Genomic DNA, 26,424 nt, shown 5'->3' with positions numbered 1-26,424 from the left:
AGGTTGCGGGCCGTGCAGGCCCGCAGGACCCTCCCATGAGCGATACCGCCGCCGCCCGGGCGGGCGCCGGGCGCCTCGTCTCCGGGATGTTCTGGAACGCGATGGGGCGGGGCCTGCCCCTCCTCCTCGCCCTGGCCCTGACCCCGCTTCTCGTCAGCCAGATGGGGTTGGAGCGCTGGGGCCTCTTCACCCTCGCCCTCGCGCTGGTCGGCGTCTTTGGCATCTTCGATCTCGGCATCGGCCCGGCACTGACGCGGGGTCTTTCCGAGCGCATGACGCAGGGCGCCGAGGACACCGAGGCCGGCAAGCTCGTCGGCACCGCGATGCTGGTACTCGGCGGCTTCGCAAGCCTGGGCGCGGCGGCGCTCTGGTTCACGCTGCCCTGGCTGATGCAGAGCGCGCTGAACGTGCCGGCCGAATTGCAGGGCGAGGCGCTGGTCGCCTTCCGCATCCTGGCCTGTGCCGCGCCGCTGATCGTGCTGAACGCGGCACTCTGGGGCGTGCTGGCGGCGCATCAGAAATTCGCCGCCGCCAACCTCGTCACCATCCCCGTGGCCGTCATGTATTATGTGGGTCCGGTGATCCTGCTGGTCTTCTGGCAGAGCCTGGTGGGCGTGATGCTGGTGCTGGTGGCCTGCCGCCTGGCGAACACCCTCTCCTATCTCTGGCTGGCGCGGCCGGTGCTGCCGCGGCTTTCGGTGGGCAGCCCCCTGATGGTGCTGCCGCTGCTCAGGATCGGCGGCTGGATGACGGTCGCCTCCGTGCTGAACCAGGCGCTGCTCTATGCCGACCGCTTCCTGATCGGCGCCCTGCTGACGCTGGCCGCCGTCGCCTGGTACGCGACGCCGCTCGACCTCGTGATGCGGATGTGGATCCTGCCGGTCGCCATCGCCCAGGCGCTGCTGCCGGCCATGGCTTCCGCCTTTCGGCTGCTGCCGGAGGTGACGGCGGGGCTGCTGCGGCGCGGCGCGCTGCTCATGCTCCTGATGACACTGCCGCCCTGCCTGGTGCTGGCGGGCGTGGGCGACTGGGTGCTGGCGCTCTGGCTGGGCCGCGATTTCGCGGCGGGCGGCGGCATGGTTCTGCGCATCCTGGCCGCGGGAATCTTCTTCTCCTGCCTCGCCTATGCGCCCAATGCGCTGCTGGATGCGATCGGCCGGCCGGATGCGACGGCGAAGTTCATCGGGCTCCAGGTGGTGACCTTCCTGCCGCTCTCGGCGCTCTTCCTCTGGCTCTGGGGGATCGAGGGCGCGGCGCTGGCCTGGGCGATCCGCGCCGCGGCGGATTGCGCGGGCAAGTTCTGGCTCGCCGGGCGGCTTTATCCGGCGGCGGCGATGAGCGCGCGGCAATTCGCGCTGCCGCTCGGCCTCTCGGCGCTGGCGCTGGCCGCGATGGTGCTGGCGCCCGATTGGCGCTGGGCGGCCGGGCTGGCGCTGGCCGGCTTCGCCGTCGTGCTCGCCGCCATGCTCCGCATCCTGACGGCGGAGGAGCGTGCCACGCTGAAGCCCCTGCTGCGCCGGCCTTGGCAGGCCCGGGCCCTGCTGCGATCAGGTGCGGCATGATCGCGATCAACGGCCGATTCCTGACACAGGGCCTGACCGGCGTGCAGCGCTATGCGCGGGAGATGACGCGCGCGCTGGATGCGCTCGCCGCGCGCGGCGAGGCGCCGCCGATGCGCCTGATCGCACCGCCGGGTGCCGAGGGGCTCGACGACTTCCCCCATCTCGCACCCAGCCTCACGGGCACGCGGGGCGGGCAGCTCTGGGAGCAGCTCGATCTGCCGCGCGCCGCGCGGGGCGATTTCCTGCTGAACCTCGGCAACACCGCGCCCGTGGGCCAAGGCCGCAATCAGGCGGTCGTGATCCATGATGCCGGCGTCTTCGACACGCCGGAGAGCTATTCCTGGAAGTTCCGCAACTGGTATCGCGGGCTCCAGCGCATGCTGGTCTTCCGCGGGACCCGCATCCTCTCCGTCTCCGAGTTTTCGGCCGGGCGGATCGCGGCACATCTCGGCCTCGATGCGACAAGGATCGGCGTCACGCTGGAAGGCGGCGAACACATCCTGCGCGAGGCCGCCGATGCCGCGATCCTGAGCAGGCACGGCCTCGCGCCGCAGGGCTATGCGCTGGTCATCGGCACGGGGGCCGCACACAAAAACCTGGCCGCACTGCATCACGCGATCGGCGCGCTGGGGCAGCGCGGGCTGAGCCTCGCCGTCGCCGGGGCGCAGGATGCGGCGGTGTTCCGCCAGGCGGGCGCTCCGCCCGCGCCCAATCTGCGGCCGCTCGGCCGCGTCAGCGATGCGGAGCTGCGGGCGCTTTACGAATCCGCGCTCTGCCTCGTCTTCCCCTCGCGCTACGAGGGCTTCGGCCTGCCGCCGGTCGAGGCGATGTGGTGCGGCTGCCCGGTGATCGCGTCCCGCGCCGGCGCCGTGCCCGAGGTCTGCGGCGAGGCCGCGCTGTGGTTCGACGCCACCCAGCCGGAAAGCCTCGGCAACGCCGTGGCCGCACTCGCCGATGACGCGGGCCGCCGCGCCGCGCTGGTCGAAGCGGGCCGCGCCCGCGTTCAACAATTCTCCTGGGAGCAGGCGGCGCGCCGCCTGTTGGGGTTCCTGCCGCGATGAAGATCGCCATCATCCACGAATGGCTCGACAGCTATGCCGGCTCGGAGCGCGTGGTGGAGCAGATGCTCCATTGCTTCCCCGAGGCCGATCTCTTCGCGCTGTGCGACTTCCTGCCCGAGAACCAGCGTGGCTTCCTGCAAGGCAAGGTGCCGACCACCAGCTTCATCCAGCGCCTGCCCTTCGCGCGGCGGATGTTCCGCAACTACCTCCAGCTCATGCCGCTCGCCGTCGAGCAGTTCGACCTGCAGGGCTATGACGTGGTTCTCTCCTCCTCGCATGCCGTGGCCAAGGGCGTGATCACGGGGCCGGGCACGCGGCACATCAGCTATGTCCACAGCCCGATGCGCTATGCCTGGGACCTGCAGCACCAGTATCTGCGCCAGGCCGGGCTGACGCGGGGGCTCAAGGGCCTCTACACGCGCTGGCTGCTCGCCCGCATGCGCGCCTGGGACCAGATGAGCGCCTCCCGCCCTGACATCATCCTCGGCAATTCGCGCTACATCGCCGAGCGCATCCGCAAGGTCTGGCGCCGCGAGGCGGCGGTGCTGCACCCGCCGGTGGATCTGGACGGCTTCCCGCTTTCGACCGCGCCGCGCACGCATTTCCTCGTGGCCTCGCGCCAGGTGCCCTACAAGCGGATCGAGCTGGTGGCGGAAGCCTTCGCCCGCATGCCCGACCTGCCGCTGACCATCGTGGGCGATGGGCCGGCGGCGCCGCTCGTCGCCAAGGCGGCGGCAGGGGCGCCCAACATCACCATCCGCGGCCGGGTGCCGCAGGCTGAACTCGTCTCGCTGTTGCAGACCGCCCGCGCCTTCGTCTTCGGCGCGGAGGAGGATTTCGGCATCGCGATGGTGGAGGCGCAATCCTGCGGCACGCCCCTCCTCGTCTATGGCAGGGGCGGCTCCAAGGACATCGTGCGCGAGGGCGAGACCGGCCTCTTCTTCGAGCAGCAGACGCCCGAGGCCATCATCGAAACCGTGCGCGCCTTCGTGGCGCGCGAGGCGGATTTCACGCCCGAAGCCTGCGCAGCCCAGGCGCGCCAGTTCAGCATTCCCGAGTTCCGGCGCAAGCTGACGGGGATCGTCGAAAGCGCCATGGCATGATCTCGCTCGTCGTCTCCACCATGGGGCGCGTCACGGAGATCGGCGCACTCTTCGACAGCCTGCTGGCGGATCAAGGCACGCCTTTCGAGGTGATCCTGGTGGACCAGAATGCCGACCGGCGGCTGGATGGGCTGGTGGCGCAATACGCGCCCCGTCTCGCATTGCGCCACCTGCGGAGCGCGGAGCATGGCGCCGGCAACGGGGCCAATGCGGGGCGCAACCTCGGCCTGCGCCATGCGCTGGGCGACATCGTGGGCTTTCCCGATGACGACTGCGTCTTTCCGGCCGGCGTGCTCGCCAAGGTCCGTGCGACCTTCGACGCCGATCCGCGGCTTGCGATCCTGACCGGCCCGGCGGCCGCGCCAGAGGGCGGGCTCGGCTCCGGTCGCTGGAACCCGGAGAGCGGCGTGATCACGCTCGGCAATGTCTGGACCAGCGTGATCGAGTTCAACCTCTGGCTCGGACGGCCGCTGGCGCTGGCGCTCGGTGGCTTCGACGAGGCGATGGGCCCCGGGGCACGCTTCGGCTCGGCCGAGGGGAATGACCTGGTCTGCCGCGCCATGGCCCGCGGGCATGTCGCGCGCTACGACGTCAACCTGCGCATCATCCACCCCGACAAGCGGCTGACGCCGGAAGCCGTGGCGCGGGCCGGGCGCTACGGGCTTGGCCTTGGCTTCGCGCTGCGGCGCCATCATGCGCCCATCGGCACCTGGGCGCCGCTGCTCTATCGCCCGCTGGCGGGCATCGGCGTCTCGCTGCTGCGCGGGCGGATGCTGCATGCGCGCTACTACGCGGCCACCTTCCAGGGGCGGCTCGCGGGCTTCCTGGCGCCCGAGGCGCGCAGCCTGCCGGAGCCCACCGCGCTGGATTGCGCGGCATGAGGATCGCGGTCGGCATCGCCACGCGCGGAAGGCCGGCGATCCTCGCCGAGACGCTGCGCGAGCTGGACCGGCAGACCCGCGCGCCGGACCGCATCCTGGTCTGCCATGTGACGCCCTCGGATGTGGACGACCTGCCGCGGCACTTCCCCGGCGTGGAGTTCCTCACCGCCCAGGCCGGGCTGCCGCGCCAGCGCAACCGCATCCTGGACGCCATCGCCGATTGCGACGTGGTGCTCTTTCTCGACGATGATTTCATCGCCGCCCCCCAGTGGCTCGCGGCGCTGGAGGCCGTGATGCGCGCCGAGCCCGGCTGCGCCGTGGCGACGGGCACCGTCATCGCCGATGGCGCCAAGGGCCCGGGCATCACGCCCGAAGAGGCGCGCGCGCTGATCGCCGCCGACACGCCGCCCGCCGACCTCACCGCGCGGCATGAGCACTTCAACGGCTATGGCTGCAACATGGCGCTGCGCCTGGCCCCCGTGCAGGCGCATGGGCTGCGCTTCGACGAACGCCTGCCGCTCTATGCCTGGTATGAGGATATCGACCTCACCCGCCGCCTGCTGCCCTACGGCACGATCCTCCGCCTGGAGGGCGCGCGTGGCGTGCATCTGGGCGTGAAGCAGGGGCGCGTGCCTGGGCTGCGCCTCGGTTATTCGCAGGTGGTGAACCCGATCTACCTGGCGCGGAAGGGCAGCTTTCCCTGGTCCCATGCGCTGCCCTCGGCCGGGCGGCATTGCCTGATCAACCTGCTGCGCTCCCTGAAGCCGGAGCCTGAAGTGGATCGCTGGGGACGCTTCAAGGGAAACATGCTGGGGCTGTGGGACCTTTTGCGCGGCAAGGGCGATCCGGAACGGATCCTCCGGCTGTGACCCACGCCCCCGGGGGCGGCCCCATCTGGCGCATCGTCACGCTGCGCGAGCGGCCCGACCTGATCAACCTCGTCGCCCATTGGCTCTGGGACGCCTTCTGGCAGCCCAATGGCCACCCGCTGGAGGAGGTGCGCGAGATCCTCTCGGGCTGCGTGGCCGAGACGGGCACGCCGCAGAGCTTCGTGTTGCTGGCGGGCAATGTGCCCTGCGGCACGGCGAGCTTCGTCTCGGCGGACCTCGAACTCCGCCAGGATATCGGCCCCTGGCTCGCCGGGGTCTATGTCGTGCCGGAGGCGCGCGGCCAGGGCTGCGCGCAGCGCCTGATCGCGGCGGTGGAAGCAGCGGCGCGCGAGGCGGGCGAGACGGCGCTGTTTCTCTACACGCATGATGCGCAGGCGCTTTACGAAAAGCTCGGCTGGCAGGTGCTGGAGGAGACGGAGGATGGCCGCCGCCCCGTCACGATCATGTGGCGGGACCTGCGCGCGGCTCAAGGCGCCGGAAACAAGGCGCTGGTGCGGCCCAGCAGCCGGTAGGCGATGAGGCCGACATACTCGCGGATCGCCCATTCCGCCTGGCCCAGCCGGAAGGAGAAGGGCGGGTCGAACCAGCCCTGCCCGCCCGGCGAGGTCGAGTAGTTCACAGGCCAGGCGGTGATCTCCCAGCCCGCGCGCCGGAAGCAGCCGATCGAGCGCGGCATGTGGCTGGCCGAGGTGACCAGCAGCCAACGCTCGCCCGCCTTGGGCTGGATGAGCGCATGGGTGAGCGTCGCATTCTCCCAGGTGTTGCGCGCCTCGCTCTCCAGGATGACGCGCGGGCCGTCGAGGCCCATGCCCGCCCAGATCTGCCGCGCCACATCGGCCTCGGTCATCTGGCCGGGGGCAAGCGTGCCCTGGCCGCCGGTGAAGACGATGCGCGCCTCGGGGTGCAGGCGGGCGAGCGTCACCGCCTCGGTCATGCGTTCGGCCGCGCCGTTCAGTGCCGGGATGCCGCGCCGCTCGGTGAGCAGCTGCTCGACCGCGCCGCCCAGGATGATGACGCCATCCACGCGGCCGGCCTCCGCCGGGCGGGGGAAGCGATCCTCCAGCGGCAGGGTGATCCAGGCGGGCAGCGGCGTGAGCAGCACGGCGACGAACCAGCCGAGCCCGAGCAGCAGCGGCCAGCGCCCCCAGCGGCGGCGCGCGATGAGCGCGATACCGCCCAGGCAGGCCAGGAAGAGCGCGAAGGTGTTGGGCCGCGCGAAGAGCCAGAAGATCTTGGAAGCGGCGAAGAGCGTATCCTCGATCATTCGGCCTCCACGCGGCGCCAGAGTTCGACCGAGCCGCGCTCCTCGGCGAAGCTCGCGGCGAGTTCATACCCCTCTTCCAGCGCCTCCGTCAGCATGGACATGGCCGAAGGCCGCATGCCGAACCATTCCGTGCGGTCCAGCACGATGAAGCGCGGGCGGGAGGCGAGGATGCGCGCGACCTCGGCATCGGTGTCCACGCCGGCGAGGTTGGCGAAGCCGCCGGTCAGGTGCACCGGGAAGGGGAAGCGCGTGGGCAGCCGCGCCTGGGTGAGGAAATAGACCACGGGCTGGTAGTTGGGGACGAAGATGGTGTCGCCCGGCTGCAATTCGTCATTCATCAGGGCCGCCATGCGGCGGGGCGTGTCGGGCGTGCCCATGGCGAAGCCACGGCTGAGCCGAGGCGCCAGGTCGGTCGCCACCATGTCCACCGCCGCGAAGCCGAGCAGGGCCGCCAGGGCGAGGCGGGCCCGCAGCCCGCCCACGTAATGCGCGAAGGAATAGGCGCCGATGGCCGCCAGCAGCGCGAGCGGCGGGACCAAGATCAGGAAGTAGTGCGGGAAGAAGAAACCCGGCCCGGCCACGGCCAGGCACGCCACGGCGAACCAGAGCAGCGCGAAGCCCATCAGCCGGCGCAGCACCGGCTCGCGCGGGGCGAAGACCAGCGCGGGAAGGCTCAGCGCCAGCAGCCAGCGCAGCGCCAGTGCGGCGAGCGAGATGCGCCAGAACATCTGCTCCAGCGGAATGCGGCCCGAGGCATATTCGAGCGGCGCGAGGATGGTGCTCTCGTACCAGATGTGGAACTCGCCGCGGATCGCGTAGATGCCCGCCACCAGCGCGGTCGGCGTCAGGCAGAGCGCCGCATAGGCGGCGGCCATGGCGAAGAGCAGGCCCCAGCGCCGCGCGCGCAGCAGCGGCCAGGCGAGGATGGCGAAGGCCAGGCACCCCTCGGGCGTCACCACCTGCTTCACCAGGAGCGCGCAGCCCATCAGCAGACCCATGCCGATCAGGCGCGGCCAGAGCGGGCCCGGCGCCAGGGCGAGGGCCAGCGTCGAGACGACGAAGGGCGCGAAGAGGATCTCGGTGTTCGAGGCGAGGCCGCCCATCTGCAGCGTATGCGCGGCGTAGAGGACGGCCGCCGCATAGCCGAGCGCGCGCGGCGCCCCCACCACGCGGGCCAGCGCGATCAGCGCATAGCCCGTGGCCGTGACGCAAAAGGCGCCGAGGAAGCGCACCGTCTCCAGGCTCTCGCCGAAGATCAGGAAAAACAGCGCAATGATGGCCGGCGCGCCCAGCGGGTGCATGTCCCAAACGCCGGAGAAGGGCCAGTTGCCGCGCAGCCATTCCCGCGCCTGCAGCAGGTAGAGGCTCTCATCCCAGTCGATGACCGAGGGCAGGAAGGAGGCCCAGCGGATCATCACCACCAGCACCGGCAGCAGCGCCAGCGCGATGGGCCAGCGTTGGCGCAGCAGCCAGGCGGGGAGACCAGCGGACATCAGCCCCACTTGGCCCAGAGGCCGGCCGGCCGCAAGCGGCGCGCCCTCACCGCTTCAGCCCCAGTTGGACCTCGCGCCACCAGATATAGAGGCCGGAGGCGACGAGGATGGCGATGCCGAGGCCGTCCCACCCGTCCGGCGCCTCGGCCCAGATCACGGCACCGAGCAGCGTGGTCCAGATGATGCCGGAATACTCGAAGGGGGCGACCAGCGTGGGCTCGCCCGCGCGATAGGCGTCCGTCATCAGGAGCTGCGCGAGCGCCGAGATGACGCCGATGCCCAGAAGCAGAAGCCATTGCCAGGGCGTCGGCCAGACCCAGCCGGGCAGGCTCGCCAGCAAGGCAACCGCGGAGGAGCCGATGGCGAACCAAAGCACGATGGTGACCCCGCTCTCCCCCGCCTCTCCCATCCGGCGGATGGTGATCATCGCCATGGCCCAGGCGAGGGCGGCCACGAGCACCACGAGACTCGGGAAGAGCCCCGCCGCATCGGCGCCGGTGGGGCGCACCATGATGAGCACGCCCAGAAAGCCCACGATGACGGCACTGCCGCGCCGCCAGCCTACCCGCTCGCCCAGCAGCGGGACGGCGAGCAGGGTCAGGAACAGCGGCATGGTGAAGCCCAGCGCCGTGACGGTGGCGAGCGGCATGGTGGCATAGCCATAGAAGGCGCCGGCCATGCCGATCAATCCGAACAGGGTGCGCCAGGCATGGCCCATGGGGTGCGCCGTCCGGATGGCGCTCCAGCCCCCGGCCTGGCTCAGCAGCGGCAGCAGCACGGGCAAGGCGAAGACGCTGCGGAACAGCACCACCTGCGCAAGCGGCACGCCGCCATCCAGGGCCTTCACGCAGCAGGCCGCGAGGGCGAAGAGCAGGGCCGCCATGAGGATGAAGAGAATGGCGCGACGGCGGCTGGCGCGGGTCGCGGCCGGGGGTGTGATTTGCAACTCGGGGCTCATGGACGGGCGTGAGTGGCCAAGTTACGGTCGCCGCGACATGAGCGCCAGTGACCCCGAGGAACGGCCCGCCAAGGCCCCCCGCATCAAGCCCTATCCCGGCCTCGAGATCCGCGCCGACGAGGTTGTGTGGTCCGGCCGCTTTCCCCTGCAGCGTGTACGCTTCACCTATGAACGCTTCGACGGCACCCGCTCGGCCGAGCTGACCTGGGAGCTGTGGCGCCGCGCAGGCGGCGTGGCCATGCTGCCCTTCGACCCCTGGTCGGACCGCGTCGCGCTGATCGAGCAGTTCCGCCTGCCGGTGCACGCGGCCGGCCTGCCGCCGATCCACACCGAATGCATCGCGGGCCTGCTGGAGCCCGGTGAGGCGCCCGAGGCCGCGGCGCGGCGCGAGGCGGTCGAGGAAGGCGGCGTGACACCCGACTTCGTCGAGCATATCGGCCAATACATGCTGCTGCAGGGGGGCTGCGATGAACTGATGCAGCTCTATTGCGGCCGCGCCCGCCTGCCGGAGCCCGAAGCCGCGGGCACGCACGGCCTGCTGCATGAGGGCGAGGATATCCGGCTGCTGATCATGCCGGCCGCCGAAGCCTTCGCGATGCTGGACCGCAACGCCATCCAGAACGCCACCTGCGCGCTCTGCCTCTTCTGGCTGCGCCAGAACCACGCGCGACTTCGCGCCGAATGGACCCAAGCCAAAGGGGCACCAGAGTGACCGAGACCCTGTTCCGCGACGATGCCTATCTGCGCGAGGCGACCGCCCGCATCGTTTCCGCCGATGAGAGCGGCGTGGTCACCGATCGCAGCAATTTCTACCCCCGCGCCGGCGGCCAGCCCGGCGATTCCGGCGTGCTCCGCTGGGCGGGCGGCGAGGCCGCGATCACCGAGGCGGTGAAGGGCGAGGGCGACGCCATCATCCACAAGCTGGCCGAGGGCAGCCCCCTCCCCGCCCCCGGCACGGAAGTCACGCTGGTGCTCGATTGGGCGCGCCGCCACCGGCACATGCGGATGCACACCTCCATGCACCTTCTGTGCAGCCTGATCCCCGGCGCGGGTGTCACCGGCGGGCAGATCGGTGCGGACAAGTCGCGCCTCGATTTCGACCTGGCCGAGCCGCCCACGAAGGAATCGCTGACCGAAAAGCTGAACGCGCTGATCGCCGCCGACCATCCGATCAGCGAGACCTGGATCACGGAAGCCGAGCTGGACGCCAATCCGGGCCTGGTACGGACGCTCTCGGTGCAGCCGCCGCGCGGCGCGGGGCGGGTGCGGCTGGTGCGCATCGGGGCGCTCGACGCGCCGGTCGATCTGCAGCCCTGCGGCGGGACGCATGTGCGGAGCACGCGCGAGATCGGCCGCGTGGAAGTGCTCAAGCTCGAGAACAAGGGGCGGCAGAATCGCCGCATCAGCATCGCATTGGTGGAGGAATAAGGTGGACAACCTCGTCAGCACGGAATGGCTCGCCGAACATCTCGGCGCGCCCGACCTCCTGGTGTTCGACACCACGAAATACCTGCCGAACGAGCCCTTCGACGGCGCCACGAAATTCGCGGAAGCCCATATCCCGGGTGCACATTTCTTCGACGTGGACGTGGTGGCCGACCCCGACGCCACGCTGCCGCACATGATCCCGAGTGCCGCACGCTTCGAGAAGCTGATGGGCGCCATGGGCGTCTCCAACGCCAGCCGCGTGGTGTTCTACGATCAGAAGGGCCTGCAATCCTCGGCGCGCGGCTGGTGGCTGATGCGCCTGTTTGGCCATGAGAAGGCCGCCGTGCTGGATGGCGGCCTGCCCAAGTGGCAGCGCGAGGGAAGGCCGCTCGCCTCCGGCGCGCCCGCCGCGCCGAAGCCCACCACCTATGTGGCGGATTTCGTGGCGGGCCGCGTCATGGGCATCGGCGATGTGAAACGCGTGCTGGCCGACAAATCCGCCCTGGTGCTCGATGCGCGCGCCGCCGGGCGCTTCAGGGGCACCGCACCCGAGCCGCGGCCCGGCCTGCCCTCCGGCCATATGCCGGGGGCGGCGAACATCCCCTTCCCCGAGCTCTTCGCCGCGGACGGCACCATGCTGCCGCCCCACGCACTCCGCGCCCGCTTCGCCGCCGCCGGCGCCGAGGGCGCGCCCGCTTTGGTGACGAGCTGCGGCACGGGGGTCACCGCCTGCATCCTCACCCTCGGCGCCGTCCGCGCCGGGCTGCCTGAACCCGCCGTCTATGACGGCTCCTGGACCGAATGGGCGAGCCGCCCAGAGACAGAAAAACTAACCGTAAAGGCCACCGACTGATGACCGATTCCCACGACCATTCCTTCTCCACCCGCATGAGCCATGCGGGGCGTGCGGGCGTGCGCATCCATGGCTTCGTGAACCCGGGCGTGCATCGCGGCTCCACCGTGCTCTTCCCCAATTGCGAGGCGCGGCGCGACAGCGCGGCCAAGCGCTACGAGCAGTACATGACCTATGGCACGCAGGGGGGGCCGACCCACTACGCGCTGGAGGATGTGATCTGCGAGATCGAGGGCGGCACGCGCTGCACCATCGTGGGCACCGGCCTCGCCGCCGTCACCCTGCCGCTGATGGCCTATCTGAAGTCCGGCGATCATTGCCTGATGCCGGACAGCGTCTATGGCCCGGGCCGCAACGTCGCCAACACGCTGCTCAAGGGCTGGGGGATCGAGACCACCTTCTACGACCCCTGCGTGGATGAGGCCGGCATGGCCGCGCTGATCCGGCCCAATACCAAGGTGGTCTATACCGAGAGCCCGGGGAGCCACACCTTCGAGATCCAGGACATCCCGGCCATCGCCCGTGCGGCGCACGCGCGCGGCTGCAAGGTGCTGATGGACAACACCTGGGGCATCCACACTTTCCAGCCCTTCCAGCATGGCGTGGATGTCTCCATCCAGGCGCTGACCAAATATGTCGGCGGGCATTCGGACATCCTGCTCGGCAGCGTCACCGTGAACAGCGAGGAGGATCACCTGATCGTCCGCGCCGCGGCCTCCACCATCGGCCACTACGCCTCGCCGGATGACGTGTGGTTGGCGCTGCGCGGCGTGCGCACCATGGCGGTGCGGCTGAAGACGCAGGAGGCGGCGAGCATCGAGGTCGCCCAATGGCTGGAAGCCCAGCCGCAGGTCGCGAAGGTGATGCACCCGGCGCTGCCCTCCCACCCGCAGCACGCGCTGTTCAAGCGCGACTTCAATGGCGGGTGCAGCCTCTTCGGCGTGGTGCTGGATGCGAAGTACAGCCAGGAGGACATGTTCCGCTTCATCAACGCGCTGAAGCTCTACGGCATCGGCGCGAGCTGGGGCGGGTATGAGAGCCTGGCCCTGCCCACCACGGGCTTCATCACCCGCACGGCCGGCACGGGCGATTTCGGCGGGCAGATGCTGCGCATCCACATTGGCCTTGAGGATGTGAAGGATCTGATCGCGGATCTGGAGCAGGGGCTGCAGACCCTGGGCTGAAACCAGAGGGCTTTGCCCTCCGGACCACCCACCAAAGGCCCCAAGTCTTAAGCATGGCGGCCTTTGGGAACCGCTACTATGGGCCAGGCGTCGCCCTGTCGTGGGCACTGACCCGGATCGGGCCGTTCGGCCCCATTCGCGTGTAGGCGCGGACATGGGCGATGCCGTCATCGTCTGCATCATCCGGCGCCGAGGCCGCTTCATCCCGGCCAGATGCGCGTTCCTCGAAATACTGGCGCACGCGCTCCCGCCACAGCGCGTGGTCCGCCGCCGCGGAATTGCGGTAGGCGGGGGAGGCAATGACGCCACGAACGTCAGCCTCGGACCATTCCGCCGTCGGCGTTGCGTCCAAGCGCTCGAACAGCGCCGCCTGCCGCTCGCGCGGCGTCCCGGAGCGGAACGAGCGATCCGCGCCGAAGCGCTCATCGCCAAAGCGGTAGTCGGCGGCGGAGGGGATTGCGTCCGACCATTCGACGGGCAGAGCGCGTTCGGCTGGCTGTCGGCCGGAGACTTCTTTCCATTGCTCTTGCGACAGCCACAGAGGTGTTTGCCCTCGGCCTGAGCCGGTATTCTCAATGCCAGCATCGTTCGCCGCTCGGGCGCGGCGAACGACCTCCTCATAACTCGTCGCATCGGCCCCGATCGAGAGGCCGATCGCGTTGTTGTGATCATCCATCCGGCGGAGTTCAGGCGTATGTCCCCTTGCGTGGGTACCTCTGGCTTCGTTTCCTGTGACGATGGCATAGGCGATCGCCCAGCCGAACCGCCGCCGGAGTTCCGCCGCGCCAACGATATGCCGGTAAGCATCGGCTGGCCCCTCCAGGTATCCAGGCAAGGACGATTCGATAGCCTCGCTCGATGCGGCGCTCTGAACGGATCCCCAAAACTCCCATGCGCTCATCGACAACTCTCCCTGCATGTTTGAAGAAAAGCCTCAACGAAAATGACAATCCCACCAGAATGGTGGGGGGGAACCAGTTGGTTCGAGCGGAACCGGATTGCCCGCCGTATCCAGCCGCAGCACGTAGAGACAGAGCCTGCCGGCATCGTTTTGACGCATGACCTGGGACACGGAGCGCTCCGCGGTCTGGGTCTTCCAGGTCACCTCCAGAATGGTCTCGTAACTTCGCGTCCGCATCGCGGGGAAAAGCGCGTAGCCGATATGGCTTCCCGGAACCCAGCCGGGCCTTGGCGCGATCTCTCGCCCGCCATAGCGGACCCGCACGTCGAGGAGCGGCGCTTCGGAGGTTACGATCAACTGGGCCTCAGGAGGCCCGATGATGTCATCGAGAGCTTGGCGCACCACGCCGAAGACGTAGGCCATCGCAAGACCGGCAAGGACACCGCAGAACCAGGTGCGGACGCGGCTGTGCCTTGGCTTCGCTTCTTCTGGCATGGATCGGCTCCAAGGTCGCGAAAAAATACCTGGACGATCTCTCTCACTTCGGCCGGAACGGATCATCCGCCGGCAATATATCCCGGATATAGTCGCGCTGCTTCCATTCGGGGGCGGGCGGGACATGGCCTTCGCGCGGCACATGCGGCGAAGGCGTGCCGGACGCGAGGTCGGGGATGTAGCGCGGGCAATTGGGGTAGATCTCGAGGCATTCCACGCGCACCACGCGGCTCTTCACCCCATGGATGCTGGCGCGGCCGCTGATCCTCAGGCGGCGGCTCTGCCCGTCGAAGCGCAGGAAGAGCAGCCCGACATTCGGGTTGCGCGCGATGTTGCCGAGCGTGCGGAACATCGAATTGCCGTCATATTCGGGCCATTCCAGGGTGCGGTCGTCGAGGATCGTGACGAAGCCCGGATCGCCCGCGCGGATGCTGCAATCCATGTGCTCGCCATGGCCGGTGGCGATGAAGAAGAAGGGCGCGCTCTCGATGAGCGCCCGGTCCTCCTCCCAGAATGCGCGGTGCAGCCGTCGTTCTTCGAGCGCATCGGCGACGCGCCGCCCATCCGTTGCGTCCTGCCATTCCCGCATGCCGTCATGGTAGAAGGGGCGGTCCATTCGCGTGGCTCCATGTCTGGGGTCTGGGGCCTTTCGGCCCCAGCCGCCGGAGGCCCCTTTTCTACTCCGCGGGCTGCGGCGCCGTCTTCGGCCGGAATCGCCGTGCGATCCAGCTCTCGAAGCGGTCCACATAGAGGTAGCAGACCGGCACGAAGATCAGGCTGAGCAGCGTCGAGGTGATGAGCCCGCCGATGACGACGAGGGCCATGGGCGCCCGGAACTCGTTGTCGGCGCCGATGCCGGCCGCGATATGCGCCATGCCGGCGACCATGGCGATGGTGGTCATCACGATGGGGCGGGCGCGTTTGCGCGCGGCTTCCATGATCGCGGCCTCACGCCCCAGGCCATCGTCGCGGCGGATCATGATGGCGTATTCGACGAGCAGGATGGAGTTCTTGGCGACGATCCCCATCAGCATCAGCACGCCGATCACGGCCGAGACGCCGAGGGATTTCTGCGCGATGAGCAGCGCCATCAGCGCGCCACCCAACGAGAGGGGCAGCGCGCTCATGATGGTCAGCGGCTGGAGGAAGCCGCCGAAGAGCAGCACCAGCACCAGGTAGACCAGCAGCACGCCAGTGCCGAGCGCGATGGCGAAGCCGCCGAAGAGCTCGGCCATGACTTCCTTGTCGCCGGTGGCCTGCTCGCGCACGCCGGCCGGGAGGTTGTGCATGATGGGCAGGGCGTTCACGAGCTTCACCGCCTCACCCAGGGGCATGCCGTTCAGCTCGGCCTCGACGGTCGCCTTGCGCTGGCGGCCCAGGCGATCGATCTGCGCGGGGCCGGCGCCATGCCCGATCTCGGCCACGCTTTCGATGGGCACCATGATCCCGCCCCGGCCTTCCACGCGCAGGCCGCGCAGCGCCTCGGGGTCGGCGCGGGCGCGCTCATCCAGCATGACGCGGATGGGGATCTGCCGGTCGGTCAAAGTGAAGCGGGGCAGGAGCTGGTCCACATCGCCGATGGTGGCGATGCGGGCCGTGGCGCCGATGCTGGCGGGCGAGACGCCGAGTTCGGCCGCGCGGTCCTCCATCGGCTTGATCTGCAGTTCGGGCCGCGCGAGCGAGGCGGTGGAGCGGGCGCCGGCGAGTTGCGGCAGGCCGCGCATCTCGGTCTCCAGCGTGCGGGCGGCTTCGGCGAGTGCCGCGCCATCGGCGCCCACCAGCGTGATCTGCAGGCGGGAGCCGCTCTGCCCATCGGCGCCGAAGCGCACGCGGGCGCCGGGAATCACGTCCAGCAGCGGGCGCACCGCCGCCTCGAACTGGTTCTGGGTGACGCTGCGCTGGTTGCGCGGCACGAGGGTCACGGTCAGGTTCGCCGTGCGCGGATCGCCCGCGCGGGTGGTGCTGCCGAGGCCCGGGCCGCCCACGCCGGTGTTGGAGGTGCCCATGCTGGCGAAGACCGAGACCACCTCGGGCCGCGTCTTCAGGATGCGCGTCGCCTGCTGCACCACCTGCTCGGTATCGGCCAGCGTGGCACCGGGGGCGAGCTCGATCGCGATGGCGGAGCGGCCGCGATCCGCGCCGGGCACGAAATCCTGCGGGATATAGGGGACGAGGGCGATGGAGAGGGCGAAGAAGCCGATGCCGCCGGCCAGCGTCGTCAGCCGATGGCGGAGGCACCAGGCGAGCAGACCGTAGTAGCGCTTGGCGAGCCAGGAATCGGGTGGCTCGGGCGCGTGGTGCGGCTTCAGGAAATAGGCGCCCAGCAGGGGCGTCAGCAACCGCGCCACGATGAGCGAGAAGGCGACGGCGGCGGCGACCGTGAGCCCGAATTGCCGGAAGAACTGGCCCGGAATGCCCGGCATGAAGGCGACGGGCACGAAGACCGCCAGGATCGCCGCCGTGGTCGCGATCACGGCGAGGCCGATCTCGGAGGAAGCATCCAGCGCCGCGCGATAGACGCTGACGCCCGGATTCTGCCGGATATGGCGGACGATGTTCTCGATCTCGACGATCGCATCATCCACCAGCACGCCCACCACCAGCGTCAGGCCGAGCAGCGTCACGTTGTTGAGCGAGAAGCCCAGCAGGAACATGACGAAGAAGGTGGGGATCAGCGAGAGCGGCATCGCGATGCTCGCCATCACCGTCGCCCGCCAGTCGCGCAGGAAGAGATAGACCACGAGCATGGCGAGCAGCGCGCCGATGATCAGCGCCTCGACCGCCGCGTGGAAGCCGGCCAGCACGAAGGTGACGGTGGTGGTGACGACGTTGATCGTCACCTCGGGATGCTCGGCCATGATGGTCTGGGCGCGGGCCATGACGCCCTCGGCGACGCGCACTTCCGAGCTGTCGCGCGTGCGCAGGATCTCGAAGGCGACGACGGGGCGGCCATCCAGGCGCGCCGCGGTGCGCACCTCGGCCGTCGCGTCCTCGACATCGGCGATGTCGCCCAGCCGCGCGAAGCGGCCATTGCTGAGGATGATCCGCCGCTCGCGCAGGTCCGCCACGGTGACCGCGGCGCCGAGGGTGCGGATGGATTGCTCGCCCGTGCCGATATTGCCGCGCCCGCCGGCCAGGTTGATGTTCTGGTCGCGCAGCTGGGCGTTCACCTGGTTGGCGGTGATGCCGAGCGCGACCAGCCGCTCGGGCCGGAGTGCCACGCGGATCTCACGCTCGACGCCGCCCACGCGATTCACCTGCGCGACGCCGGGCACGGACAGCATGGCGCGGGCCACCACGTCATCCACGAACCAGCTCAGCTCCGAGACGGTCATGCTGGGCGAGGCGATGGTGAAGGTGACGATGGCCCCACCCGTGGCCTCGACGCGCGTGATGACGGGGTCGCGGATGCCGGCCGGAAGGTCGGCGCGGATCTGCGCGATCTTGTCCCGCACGTCGTTCGTCGCGCGGTCGATATTCTTGCCGAGGACGAATTCGATGATGGTGGTGGAGCTGCCATCCACCACGGTGGAGGAGATGCGCTTCACATCGCCGAGGCCCGCCACCGCATCCTCGACGCGGCGCGTCACCTGGGTTTCCAGCTCGGAAGGCGCCGCGCCCTGCTGGACGACGGAGACGACGACGGCCGGCAGGTCAATGTCGGGCGAGTTGTTGATGCGCAGATAGGGGTAGGAGAAGATCCCGGCCACCGTCAGCAGCAGAAAGATGACGATGGTGGCCACCGGGTTGTGGATGGCCCAGCCCGAGATGTTGCGATGCTTCTCCTCGATCACGGCGGCGCCCTCAGGGTGCCACGCGCACGAGGTCGCCATTCACGAGGAAGCCGGCGCCGGCGGTGACCACGCGCTCGCCCGGTTGCAGCCCCTCGGTGATCTCGACCATGCCGTCCTGGCGCACACCGGTGACGAGGCGGCGCATCTGCACGCGCGTGCCGCCCTCGGGCAGGATGAAGGCCTGGGGCGCGCCGTCCCGGAAGACGATGGCGGATGCGGGGACCATCACCGCCTCGCGCGCGGCGCCATGGATCTCGGCGCGGGCGAACATGCCGGGGCGCAGGCCGGAATCGGCGGGCAGCGCGATGCGGACGAGGCCGAGCCGGGTCTCGGCGGCGACGACGGGTGCGACGAGCCGCACCTCCGCCGCGATCTCGCGGTTGCCGTGGCGCACGGTGGCAGGCTGGCCGGCGCGCACATCCGCCAGTTCCAGCTCGGGCACACGGGCCTCCAGCTCCAGGCGGCTGTCGCGGAGGATGCGGAACAGCTCCTGCCCCTGCCCCGGCACGGCGCCGATGCGCACCGCGACGCGGGAGACGAGGCCATCGGTGGGTGCGAGGATGCGCGTCTGCGCGAGGCGGGTCTGCACCTCGGCCAGCCGGGCACGGGCGGAGACGAGGCGCGCCTCGGCCTGGCGCGTCGCGGATTGGCGCTGCTCCAGCACCTGGCGGGAGCCGGTCTGGCTGCGGACCAGCGTTTCGGAGCGCGCCTCCTCCTGCCGGGCGAATTCCAGGAAGGCCTCCGCCTCGCCGATCGCGGCCTGGGCCTGGGCGGCCTGCGCGCTGAGCACGCTGTCATCCAGGCGCGCCAGCAACTCGCCGGCCCGGACCGGCATGCCCTCATCCAGCGGGGCTTCGACGATGCGCAAGCCCCCCACCTCGGTGCCGATCACCAGCTCCTGCCAGGCGACGATGGAACCATCGCCCACCACGGTGCCGGCGAGGCGGCGCGTCACCACGGGGCCCAGGCTGATTGTCAGCGCGGGCACGGCGGCGGGGGTGGCAGCCGCGGGCGGCGGCGGCGGGTTGGCCTGGCGCCACATCACGGCGGCCACGCCGGCGCCGGCCAGGCCCAGGACCCAGAGAACGGGCCAGAGCCAGCGGCGCCGGGCCGGTGGAGGGGGCGATGGGGGTGCTGTGGCCTCCTGCGGCGCCTCGATCGGGATCGGGCGGTCCAGCATGTTCATCTCCGACGGCGCGCGTCGGGCAGGATTGCACGGAGGCTCATGCGGCCAATCTGATCCTGCACCGGGGGGCGGTCAACGCGAAAGCGCGGGACGCAACAAGCTGTCACAGAGCCTTGCCGAAGCGTCATGTTTCGCGAAGCGCATCGGTGATGCGCCGCACGCTTCCATCGGCGGCCACGAGCATCACGTCGAAGCGGATTCCGCAGGCGCCATGGCCCGGGTTCTGCGCCAGCCAGATCTCGGCCGCCGCCGTGAGGCGGGATTGCTGGCGGGGGGTGAGGGCGAAGGCGGCCTCGCGCCAGCTGGGCCGCGCCTTCACCTCGATGAAGGCGAGCAGGCCGTCCTTCTCGGCGACGAGATCCAGCTCGCCCTCGGGCGTGCGGTGGCGCTCGGCCAGCATCTGCCATCCCTCGGCCTGCAGCGCGGCGCGTGCGATGGCCTCGGCCTCGCGGCCGCTGCGGTCGGCCCGGGCGCCGCGGCGCTGGCGGGCGAAGTCAGGCAGCCAGCGCCTCGCGGATCGCGGTCACGGCGTCCGGGATCATCTCGGCCGTCACGTCGAGATGGGTGCAGGCGCGCACACGGCCGCCGAGGCCGCTCACCATGATGCCCTGCGCCATCAGGCGGCTTTGCAGCTGCTCGACCGTGACGCCGGTCGCCTTGATGTCGAAGAAGACGAGATTGGTGTCGGGCTCCTCCACCACCACGCCCTCGATCTGCCGCAGGCCGCGGGCGAGCGCCTTGGCATTGGCGTGGTCCTCGGCGAGACGCTCGATATGGTGGTCGAGCGAATAGATGCAGCCAGCGGCGACGAAGCCCGCCTGGCGCATGGAGCCGCCGAGCCGCTGCTTCCAGCGCCAGGCCTGGCCGATGAACTCGGCGGAGCCGCAGAGCACGGCGCCGAGCGGCGCGCCCAGGCCCTTGGTGAAGTCGAGCCAGACGCTGTCGAAATCCGCCACCATCTCGGCGGGGGCGATGCCGGCGGCGACGCAGGCATTCATCAGCCGGGCACCGTCCATATGGGTGTTCCAGCCCTGCTCCCGCGCGACGGCGGTCACGGCCTTGAGCTGCTCCAGCGGCCAGACGACGCCGCCGCCGATATTGGCGGTCTGCTCGACCTCCAGCAGCTTCTGCGGCGGCGCGTAGCGGGTGCGCGGGCGGATGGCGGCGCGGACGTCATCGGCGGTGAAGAGGCCGCGATCGCCGCGCAGCGGCAGGATCTGCACGCCGGTCAGGGCCGCATGCGTGCCGCCCTCGCTGTGGAGGATGTGGCTCGTCTCATGCGCCAGGACCTCATCGCCCTTCTGGCAATGGGTGAGGATGGCGATGACGTTGCACATGGTCCCGCTGGGCAGGAACATGGCAGCTTCCTTGCCCATCAGCGCGGCCATGCGGTCGCAGAGCACATGCACGGTCGGGTCGTCGCCATGCTGCTCGTCGCCCATCTCGGCGCGCATCATGGCGTCCTTCATGGCGGGCGTGGGGCGCGTCTGCGTATCGGAATAGAGGTTGATGCGCACGGGCGGTGCGCCCTTCGGCGGCCGTGCCGGCGCGAAGGAGGTGGAGCGGGCGAAGGTGGGAGCTTGGACCATGCCGCTACGGTAGCGCGGCGTGCGCGAGTGTGGCATCCCCCCGCCCGCAGATCGCAGGAGGGATTTCATGGCTGGCGGACATGGCGGGCATCACGGTGGCGAGAACAAGGGCATCGCGCTGCTGATCGCGATCCTGGCGCTGTTCCTGGCGCTGGCCGAGGTGGGCGCGAAGTCGGCGCAGACCGAAGCGCTGAACGCCAATATCGAGGCGGCGAATCTCTGGTCCTTCTTCCAGGCGCGGACCATCCGCCAGACCCAGGTGCGCACCGCGGCCGAACACGCCGAACTGACCCGCACCGAGGCGAATTCGGCCGCCACCACCGCGCAGCGCGAGCGCTGGAACAGCACCGCTGCCCGCTGGGAGAGCGAGCCCGAGACCGGCGAAGGCCGGCGCGAACTCATGGCCCGCGCCCGCACGGCCGAAGCACGGCGGGACAAGAACATGGAGAAGTATCACATGTTCGAATACTCGAGCGCGGGCTTCCAGGTGGCGATCGTCGTCGCCTCGGCGGCCATCATCACGGGCGTGATGCTGCTGGTCTGGCTGGCCGGCGCGCTGGGGGCTGTGGGGTTTGGGCTGATGATGCTGGGGTTTTTCGCGCCGGGGCTGATTCACTTCTGAGCGCGTCGCGGGGGATACGAGAGGGCTTTGCCCTCTCGTGCTCTCCCACCAGGAAACGCGTTTCCTGGACCTTCCCTTCAGGCGGGCCTCACCGCCCCGGCGGCCGGCACGCGGCCATGCATCGCCATGGCGCGGCGTTCAAAAGCGCGGACCATGACGCGCACCGCCTCGTTGAAGACGGTGCCGATCACCGCCTGCAACACGCGCGAGCGGAATTCGAAATCCACGAAGAAATCCACCTCCGTGCCCTGCGGCACGGGGCTGAGCCGCCAGGTGTTGTTGAGGTAGCGGAAGGGGCCATCCAGGTATTTCACCTGCACCAGGCCCGGGCGGTCCAGCGTCACCTCGCTGCGGAAGGTCTCGCGGAACATCTTGAAGCCGATGGTGAGGTCCGCCACGAGTTGCGTTTCGTCGCGGCTCAGCACGCGGGCGGCGGCGCACCAGGGCAGGAATTCCGGATAGCGGTGCACATCGGCCACGATCTGGAAGATCTGGTCCGGCGATTGCCGCAGGATGCGCTTCTCGGCGTGGGTGGGCATCAGGCGGCCAGCATCTTCTCGCGCGCGGCGCGCAGTTCCGCGAAATCGCGGTCGGCATGGTAGGAGCTGCGGGTCAGCGGCGTGGCGGAGACGAGCAGGAAGCCCTTGGCGCGGGCCAGGCTCGCGTAATCCTCGAACTCCGCGGGCTCGACGAAGCGGGCCACGGCGGCGTGCTTCACGCTGGGCTGGAGGTATTGGCCGATGGTGAGGAAATCCACCTCGGCGCTGCGCAGATCATCCATCACCTGCTGCACCTCGATCTTCTCCTCGCCGAGGCCGACCATGATGCCGGATTTGGTGAAGATGGAGGGGTCAAGCTGCTTCACGCGATCCAGCAGGCGCAGCGAGTGGTAGTAGCGGGCACCCGGCCGGATCGTGGGATAGAGGCGCGGGACGGTTTCGAGGTTGTGGTTGAACACATCCGGCCGGGCCGCGACGACGACTTCCAGCGCGCCCTCCTTGCGGAGGAAGTCGGGCGTCAGGATCTCGATGGTGGTTTCAGGGGCGGCGGCGCGGATGGCGCGGATGGTTTGCGCGAAGTGTTCGGCGCCGCCATCGGCCAGATCGTCGCGATCCACGCTGGTGATGACGACGTGGCGCAGGCCGAGCTTGGCGACCGCATCGGCCACGCGGCGCGGCTCGTCATGATCCAGCGGGTTGGGCATGCCGGTGGCGACATTGCAGAAGGCGCAGGCACGGGTGCAGGTCTCGCCCATGATCATCATGGTGGCGTGGCGCTGGGACCAGCACTCGCCGATATTGGGGCAGGCCGCTTCCTCGCAGACCGTCACCAGCTTGTTGTCGCGCATCAGGGCGCGCGTCTCGTGGTAGATCGGGTGGGTGGGCGCCTTCACCCGGATCCAGGATGGTTTGCGCTGGATGGGGTTATCCGGGCGCGCGGCCTTTTCCGGGTGGCGCTCGGCGCCCCGCTTGGCGGTCTTGTCCTGGCGATGGTCGATTTCGATACGGGCCATGATGCCTCCCCATATAGCGCGCCGGGCTGCATTCACAGCCCCGGGCGCGACGACGCGCCCGGGTGTTTTTGGCCGGTCAGCAGGCCACGGCGAATTCGATATTGCTGCCCGAGACGGTCTGGTTGGCCCGGACCATGCGGTAGTTCACGCCATTGAAGGCGACGGTCACATCACCGGCCGACCAGGTGCGGCCGCCCGACTCGGCGAAGAAATAGAGCGGCAGCCCGGTGATATGCGTGATGTTGTCGCCGCGCTGCGTGAGCGTGGTCGAGGTATTGGGGCGGATCGTGTAGAAGCCGGTGGTCGTATAGGATCGGGGGTCTTCCGCGTGCCGCACCAGGAGGCGGAGCGGGGTGCTGCAATTGTTGCGGAAGACCAGGCTGCGGTTCTGCCCCTGCTGGGCCTCAGCCGCGACACCGCCCAGAAGCGTGGCGAGAAACAGGCTGGCGACCGCGAGGCGGCGGATCAGGGACGGCATGGGCTTCCTCCAGGTTTTTTAGAATTCATCCAACATCCTGGGGCATTTTCCATGCCGGAAACAAGGTCGGCATAGCAAAAAATGAAACTGTCCGAATCGCGATTCGCGAGAGATGGCACCGGGGTCTGAGCGCCTTCCCAAACCCATCCGGCCGCAACGCGGCCGGCACCGCCCAACCGCCCTTCGGCCCAGCGCGACCGCCGCGCGGCGAAGCCAAGCGCGCGGAGCGCGCGCCCGGCGTCTGAGCGCCTTCCCAAACCCATCCGGCCGCAACGCGGCCGGCGCCGCCCGACCGGCCTATTGGCCCGGCGCGGCCGGGGCGCAGCGAAGCCAAGGCGGCGGAGCCGCCGCCCGGCGTTTGAGGGCATCAACTAAATGTGAATCACCCGGCCATAGGCGTCGAGCACGCTCTCATGCATCGCCTCGCTCACCGTGGGGTGCGGGAAGACGGTGTGCATGAGGTCGGCCTCGGTCGTCTCCAGCGTGCGGGCGATGCCGTAGCCCTGGATCATCTCCGTCACCTCGGGGCCGACCATATGGGCGCCGAGAAGCTCACCCGTCTTGGCGTCGAAGACGGTCTTCACGAAGCCCTCGGGCTCGCCCATCGCGATGGCCTTGCCATTGCCGATGAAGGGGAAGCGGCCGACGCGCACCTCATGCCCGCGGGCCTTGGCCGCGGCTTCCGTCAGGCCGACGGAGGCCACCTGCGGGCGGCAATAGGTGCAGCCCGGGATGTTCAGAACATCCATCGCGTGCGGGTGCAGGCCCGCGATGTTCTCCACGCAGATGATGCCCTCATGGCTCGCCTTGTGCGCGAGCCAGGGGGCGCCGGTGATGTCGCCGAAGGCATAGACGCCGGGCTCGCCGGTGCGGCCCATGGCGTCGGTCACGATATGGGTGCGGTCCACCACGACCTTCGTGCCCTCGAGGCCGAGGTTTTCGGTGTTGCCGACGATGCCGACGGCGGAGATCAGGCGGTCGGCCTTCAATTCCGTCACCTTGCCATCGGCCTCGATCACGGCGGTCACGTCATCGGCGCCCTTGCGCACGCCCTGGACGCGCGCATTGGTGATGATCTTCATGCCCTGCTTCTCAAAGGCCTTGCGGACGAAGGCGCTGACCTCGGCATCCTCGACGGGCAGGATGCGGTCCATCACCTCGACCAGCGTCACCTCGGCGCCCATGTTCAGGTAGAAGCTCGCGAATTCGCTGCCGATGGCCCCCGAGCCGACGACGATCAGCTTCTTGGGCAGGGCCGTCGGCGTCATCGCCTCGCGGTAGGACCAGATGAGCTTGCCATCCGGCTCCATGCCCGGGATGACGCGGGCGCGCGCGCCGGTCGCGAGCAGGATGTGCTTGGCGGCGAGTTCGGCCACCGGCTTGCCGTCCTTGGTGACGGAGAGCTTGCCGGGGCCGGCCAGCGCGCCATGGCCGTCGAAGACCGTGACCTTGTTCTTCTTCAAGAGGTGCTTCACGCCGCCCGAGAGCTGGGCTGCCACGCCGCGCGAGCGCTTGATCACCTTGGCGAAATCGAAGCGGACGTTGTCCGCCGCGAAGCCGAAGGAATCCAGGCTGTGCAGCAGATGGTTGATCTCGCTGGCGCGCAGCAGCGCCTTGGTCGGGATGCAGCCCCAGTTGAGGCAGATGCCGCCCAGGTTCTCGCGCTCGACCAGCGCGACCTTCATCTTGAGCTGCGAGGCGCGGATGGCGGCGACATAGCCGCCCGGCCCGCCGCCCACCACCACCACGTCGAAAGTCTCGGCCATTTCCTCAGCCCTTTCCTGCAAGCCGGATGAGGGCCTGGCCGCTCACCCGCTGATCCGTCCATTCTTCCCGCGGCACGGCCCCCATCGCGCGATAGGCGGCGATGGCGGGCGCGTTCCAGTCCAGCACATTCCACTCCAGCGCGGCGCAACCTTCTTCGACCGCGCGCGCAGCGAGCAGACGGAAGACGGCGGTGCCGAGCCCCTGCCGGCGATGGGCCGGCTCGATGAAGACATCCTCGATCCAGATCGCCGGCCGCCCGAGGAAGCTCGCGAAGGTGCGGTACCAGAGGCAGACGCCGACCACGCGGCCCTCGACCTCCGCGAGCATCGCGTGGGCCACCGGGTGGGGGCCGAACAGCGCCGCCCGGAAATCCTCGACCGTCGCGTGGAACTCGTGGAGCAGCTTCTCGTATTCGGCCAAGCCGCGCACGAGGCGGAAGACCGCGTCCACATCCTCCCGCGCTGCGTCACGCCAAGCCAAGCGACACCTCCGAACTCGCCCCCTGCGGAGCCCCGGCGCGGCTTTGCCGTGGCGGGAGGAACAACATCAAAGAGTCAGAGCCCAACCGGGGCCCCCGCGGAGGCTTCGGTGGCGCGGCGACGCCAAGGGCGTCGTTGAGCCGGCGAAGACTTCGTGGGGATCGCCTAGAGCATCAAGGACAGCGGATTTTCGATCAGCCCCTTCAGCGTCGCCATGAATTCGGCGGCCAGCGCGCCATCGATCACCCGATGGTCCACGCTGAGATTGCAAGTCATGACCGTCGCGATGGCCAGCGCGCCATTCTTCACCACCGCGCGCTGCGTGCCCGCGCCCACCGCGAGGATGCCGGCCTGGGGCGGGTTGATGATGGCCGCGAAATGGCTGACGCCATACATCCCCATGTTGGAGATGGAGAAGCCGCCGCCCTGGAACTCCTCGGGCTTCAGCTTGCCGGCCTTGGCGCGGGAAGCGAGGTCCTTCATCTCATTGCTGATGGTGGCCAGGCCCTTGCGGTCCGCGCCCTTCACGATGGGCGTGATCAGGCCGTCCGGAATGGCGACCGCCACGCTGATATCCACATCGTTGAACTGCAGGATCGCCTCGTCGGTCCAGGAGGCATTCACGCCCGGATGGCGGCGCAGCGCCACGCCGCAGGCCTTGATGATGAGGTCGTTCACGGAGAGCTTGAAGGCGCCCGGGCCATCCTTGGGAGATTGCGCGTTGAGGTCGGCGCGCAGCTTCATCAGCGCGTCGAGCTCGATGTCCATCGCCACGTAGAAATGCGGGATGGTGGCTTTGCTCTCGGAGAGGCGGCGGGCGATCACCTTGCGCATGCTGCTGTTGGGCACGGCGGTGGTGGCGCCGATGACCGGCGCGGGCGCGGCGGCCGGGCGCGGCGCGGGCGCCGGTGCGGCGGCAGCCG

At 69.6% G+C, this 26,424-nt stretch carries 27 protein-coding genes; 11 read left to right on the top strand and 16 right to left on the bottom strand.

Annotated features, from left to right (window positions below):
* Positions 1 to 35 precede the first annotated feature (35 nt).
* The 6 genes from KTR66_RS00135 to KTR66_RS00110 are packed head-to-tail and all read left to right on the top strand — an operon-like array spanning position 36 to position 6,009.
* Positions 36 to 1,562, top strand: coding sequence for a flippase (locus KTR66_RS00135; protein WP_213609143.1), 1,527 nt, complete (start codon positions 36 to 38; stop codon positions 1,560 to 1,562).
* A complete protein-coding gene (locus KTR66_RS00130; protein WP_213609141.1) occupies positions 1,559 to 2,623 on the top strand; it encodes a glycosyltransferase family 1 protein in 1,065 nt (354 codons plus the stop codon). Before KTR66_RS00135 ends, KTR66_RS00130 begins: the two co-directional genes overlap by 4 nt.
* Entirely contained in the window at positions 2,620 to 3,726 is a 1,107-nt protein-coding gene (locus tag KTR66_RS00125; protein ID WP_213609139.1) for a glycosyltransferase, read from the top strand. The genes KTR66_RS00130 and KTR66_RS00125 overlap by 4 nt, the downstream gene beginning before the upstream one ends.
* Positions 3,723 to 4,607 (top strand): glycosyltransferase family 2 protein, encoded by an 885-nt coding sequence (locus tag KTR66_RS00120; protein WP_213609137.1) that lies wholly within the window; start codon positions 3,723 to 3,725, stop codon positions 4,605 to 4,607. Before KTR66_RS00125 ends, KTR66_RS00120 begins: the two co-directional genes overlap by 4 nt.
* Positions 4,604 to 5,476, top strand: coding sequence for a glycosyltransferase family 2 protein (locus KTR66_RS00115; RefSeq protein ID WP_213609135.1), 873 nt, complete (start codon positions 4,604 to 4,606; stop codon positions 5,474 to 5,476). Before KTR66_RS00120 ends, KTR66_RS00115 begins: the two co-directional genes overlap by 4 nt.
* Positions 5,473 to 6,009, top strand: coding sequence for a GNAT family N-acetyltransferase (locus KTR66_RS00110; protein WP_213609133.1), 537 nt, complete (start codon positions 5,473 to 5,475; stop codon positions 6,007 to 6,009). Before KTR66_RS00115 ends, KTR66_RS00110 begins: the two co-directional genes overlap by 4 nt.
* Here the strand turns inward: KTR66_RS00110 and KTR66_RS00105 are convergent.
* The 3 genes from KTR66_RS00105 to KTR66_RS00095 are packed head-to-tail and all read right to left on the bottom strand — an operon-like array spanning position 5,964 to position 9,200.
* Positions 5,964 to 6,761 carry a YdcF family protein gene (locus KTR66_RS00105; protein ID WP_213609131.1) on the bottom strand — a complete coding sequence of 266 codons (798 nt, stop codon included), beginning with the start codon at positions 6,759 to 6,761 and terminating at the stop codon, positions 5,964 to 5,966. The two genes, KTR66_RS00110 and KTR66_RS00105, sit on opposite strands and share 46 nt — an antisense overlap.
* On the bottom strand, positions 6,758 to 8,254 hold the full coding sequence (locus KTR66_RS00100) for a glycosyltransferase family 39 protein (RefSeq protein ID WP_213609129.1): 1,497 nt from the start codon (positions 8,252 to 8,254) through the stop codon (positions 6,758 to 6,760). Before KTR66_RS00100 ends, KTR66_RS00105 begins: the two co-directional genes overlap by 4 nt.
* A gap of 46 nt (positions 8,255 to 8,300) precedes the next feature.
* Positions 8,301 to 9,200, bottom strand: coding sequence for a DMT family transporter (locus KTR66_RS00095; protein WP_249731743.1), 900 nt, complete (start codon positions 9,198 to 9,200; stop codon positions 8,301 to 8,303).
* Between the two features lie 49 nt (positions 9,201 to 9,249).
* Here KTR66_RS00095 and KTR66_RS00090 point away from each other — a divergent pair, with 49 nt between their 5' ends.
* The 4 genes from KTR66_RS00090 to metC are packed head-to-tail and all read left to right on the top strand — an operon-like array spanning position 9,250 to position 12,677.
* Entirely contained in the window at positions 9,250 to 9,924 is a 675-nt protein-coding gene (locus KTR66_RS00090) for an NUDIX domain-containing protein (protein WP_213609125.1), read from the top strand.
* The gene (locus KTR66_RS00085; protein WP_371818958.1) at positions 9,921 to 10,640 is read left to right on the top strand and encodes an alanyl-tRNA editing protein; all 720 of its coding nucleotides are present in this window, start codon (positions 9,921 to 9,923) and stop codon (positions 10,638 to 10,640) included. Before KTR66_RS00090 ends, KTR66_RS00085 begins: the two co-directional genes overlap by 4 nt.
* Position 10,641: 1 nt before the next feature.
* Entirely contained in the window at positions 10,642 to 11,493 is an 852-nt protein-coding gene (locus KTR66_RS00080; protein ID WP_213609121.1) for a rhodanese-like domain-containing protein, read from the top strand.
* Positions 11,493 to 12,677 carry a cystathionine beta-lyase gene (metC, locus tag KTR66_RS00075; RefSeq protein ID WP_213609119.1) on the top strand — a complete coding sequence of 395 codons (1,185 nt, stop codon included), beginning with the start codon at positions 11,493 to 11,495 and terminating at the stop codon, positions 12,675 to 12,677. The genes KTR66_RS00080 and metC overlap by 1 nt, the downstream gene beginning before the upstream one ends.
* Positions 12,678 to 12,753: 76 nt before the next feature.
* Here metC and KTR66_RS00070 read toward each other — a convergent pair whose 3' ends face one another.
* From KTR66_RS00070 to KTR66_RS00040, 7 genes are all read right to left on the bottom strand, one after another.
* Positions 12,754 to 13,578, bottom strand: coding sequence for a hypothetical protein (locus KTR66_RS00070; protein ID WP_213609117.1), 825 nt, complete (start codon positions 13,576 to 13,578; stop codon positions 12,754 to 12,756).
* 33 nt (positions 13,579 to 13,611) lie between these two features.
* The gene (locus KTR66_RS00065) at positions 13,612 to 14,073 is read right to left on the bottom strand and encodes a hypothetical protein (RefSeq protein ID WP_213609115.1); all 462 of its coding nucleotides are present in this window, start codon (positions 14,071 to 14,073) and stop codon (positions 13,612 to 13,614) included.
* 43 nt (positions 14,074 to 14,116) lie between these two features.
* Positions 14,117 to 14,689 (bottom strand): pyridoxamine 5'-phosphate oxidase family protein, encoded by a 573-nt coding sequence (locus tag KTR66_RS00060; protein ID WP_213609113.1) that lies wholly within the window; start codon positions 14,687 to 14,689, stop codon positions 14,117 to 14,119.
* A 61-nt stretch (positions 14,690 to 14,750) separates the two neighbouring features.
* Positions 14,751 to 17,867 (bottom strand): efflux RND transporter permease subunit, encoded by a 3,117-nt coding sequence (locus KTR66_RS00055; protein WP_213609111.1) that lies wholly within the window; start codon positions 17,865 to 17,867, stop codon positions 14,751 to 14,753.
* A 10-nt stretch (positions 17,868 to 17,877) separates the two neighbouring features.
* Positions 17,878 to 19,047 carry an efflux RND transporter periplasmic adaptor subunit gene (locus tag KTR66_RS00050; protein ID WP_213609109.1) on the bottom strand — a complete coding sequence of 390 codons (1,170 nt, stop codon included), beginning with the start codon at positions 19,045 to 19,047 and terminating at the stop codon, positions 17,878 to 17,880.
* 130 nt (positions 19,048 to 19,177) lie between these two features.
* Positions 19,178 to 19,489: a YraN family protein gene (locus KTR66_RS00045; RefSeq protein WP_371818980.1), complete on the bottom strand. Its 312-nt coding sequence runs from the start codon at positions 19,487 to 19,489 to the stop codon at positions 19,178 to 19,180.
* A gap of 58 nt (positions 19,490 to 19,547) precedes the next feature.
* Complete coding sequence (locus KTR66_RS00040) at positions 19,548 to 20,642, bottom strand: threonine aldolase family protein (RefSeq protein WP_213609874.1); 1,095 nt, start codon at positions 20,640 to 20,642, stop codon at positions 19,548 to 19,550.
* A 67-nt stretch (positions 20,643 to 20,709) separates the two neighbouring features.
* Between KTR66_RS00040 and KTR66_RS00035 the strand changes: the two genes are divergently transcribed.
* Positions 20,710 to 21,264: a DUF4337 domain-containing protein gene (locus tag KTR66_RS00035; protein ID WP_213609105.1), complete on the top strand. Its 555-nt coding sequence runs from the start codon at positions 20,710 to 20,712 to the stop codon at positions 21,262 to 21,264.
* A gap of 77 nt (positions 21,265 to 21,341) precedes the next feature.
* Here KTR66_RS00035 and KTR66_RS00030 read toward each other — a convergent pair whose 3' ends face one another.
* The 6 genes from KTR66_RS00030 to KTR66_RS00005 form a co-directional block, all read right to left on the bottom strand.
* The gene (locus KTR66_RS00030; RefSeq protein ID WP_213609103.1) at positions 21,342 to 21,803 is read right to left on the bottom strand and encodes a type II toxin-antitoxin system RatA family toxin; all 462 of its coding nucleotides are present in this window, start codon (positions 21,801 to 21,803) and stop codon (positions 21,342 to 21,344) included.
* Positions 21,803 to 22,777 carry a lipoyl synthase gene (gene lipA, locus KTR66_RS00025; protein ID WP_213609101.1) on the bottom strand — a complete coding sequence of 325 codons (975 nt, stop codon included), beginning with the start codon at positions 22,775 to 22,777 and terminating at the stop codon, positions 21,803 to 21,805. The genes KTR66_RS00030 and lipA overlap by 1 nt, the downstream gene beginning before the upstream one ends.
* A 76-nt stretch (positions 22,778 to 22,853) precedes the next feature.
* Positions 22,854 to 23,255, bottom strand: a complete 402-nt coding sequence (locus KTR66_RS00020) for a hypothetical protein (RefSeq protein ID WP_213609099.1) — start codon at positions 23,253 to 23,255, stop codon at positions 22,854 to 22,856.
* Between the two features lie 371 nt (positions 23,256 to 23,626).
* Entirely contained in the window at positions 23,627 to 25,021 is a 1,395-nt protein-coding gene (lpdA, locus tag KTR66_RS00015; protein WP_213609097.1) for a dihydrolipoyl dehydrogenase, read from the bottom strand.
* Between the two features lie 4 nt (positions 25,022 to 25,025).
* On the bottom strand, positions 25,026 to 25,502 hold the full coding sequence (locus KTR66_RS00010; protein ID WP_213609095.1) for a GNAT family N-acetyltransferase: 477 nt from the start codon (positions 25,500 to 25,502) through the stop codon (positions 25,026 to 25,028).
* A gap of 164 nt (positions 25,503 to 25,666) precedes the next feature.
* A partial coding sequence (locus KTR66_RS00005; RefSeq protein ID WP_249731740.1) for a 2-oxo acid dehydrogenase subunit E2 occupies positions 25,667 to 26,424 on the bottom strand: 758 nt, incomplete at its 5' end.

The organism is Roseococcus sp. SDR (genome assembly GCF_019083995.1).
GTDB lineage: Bacteria > Pseudomonadota > Alphaproteobacteria > Acetobacterales > Acetobacteraceae > Roseococcus.
The sequence above is the reverse complement of the archived record's forward strand: the minus strand, read 5'-3'. Positions and strand labels throughout refer to the sequence as shown.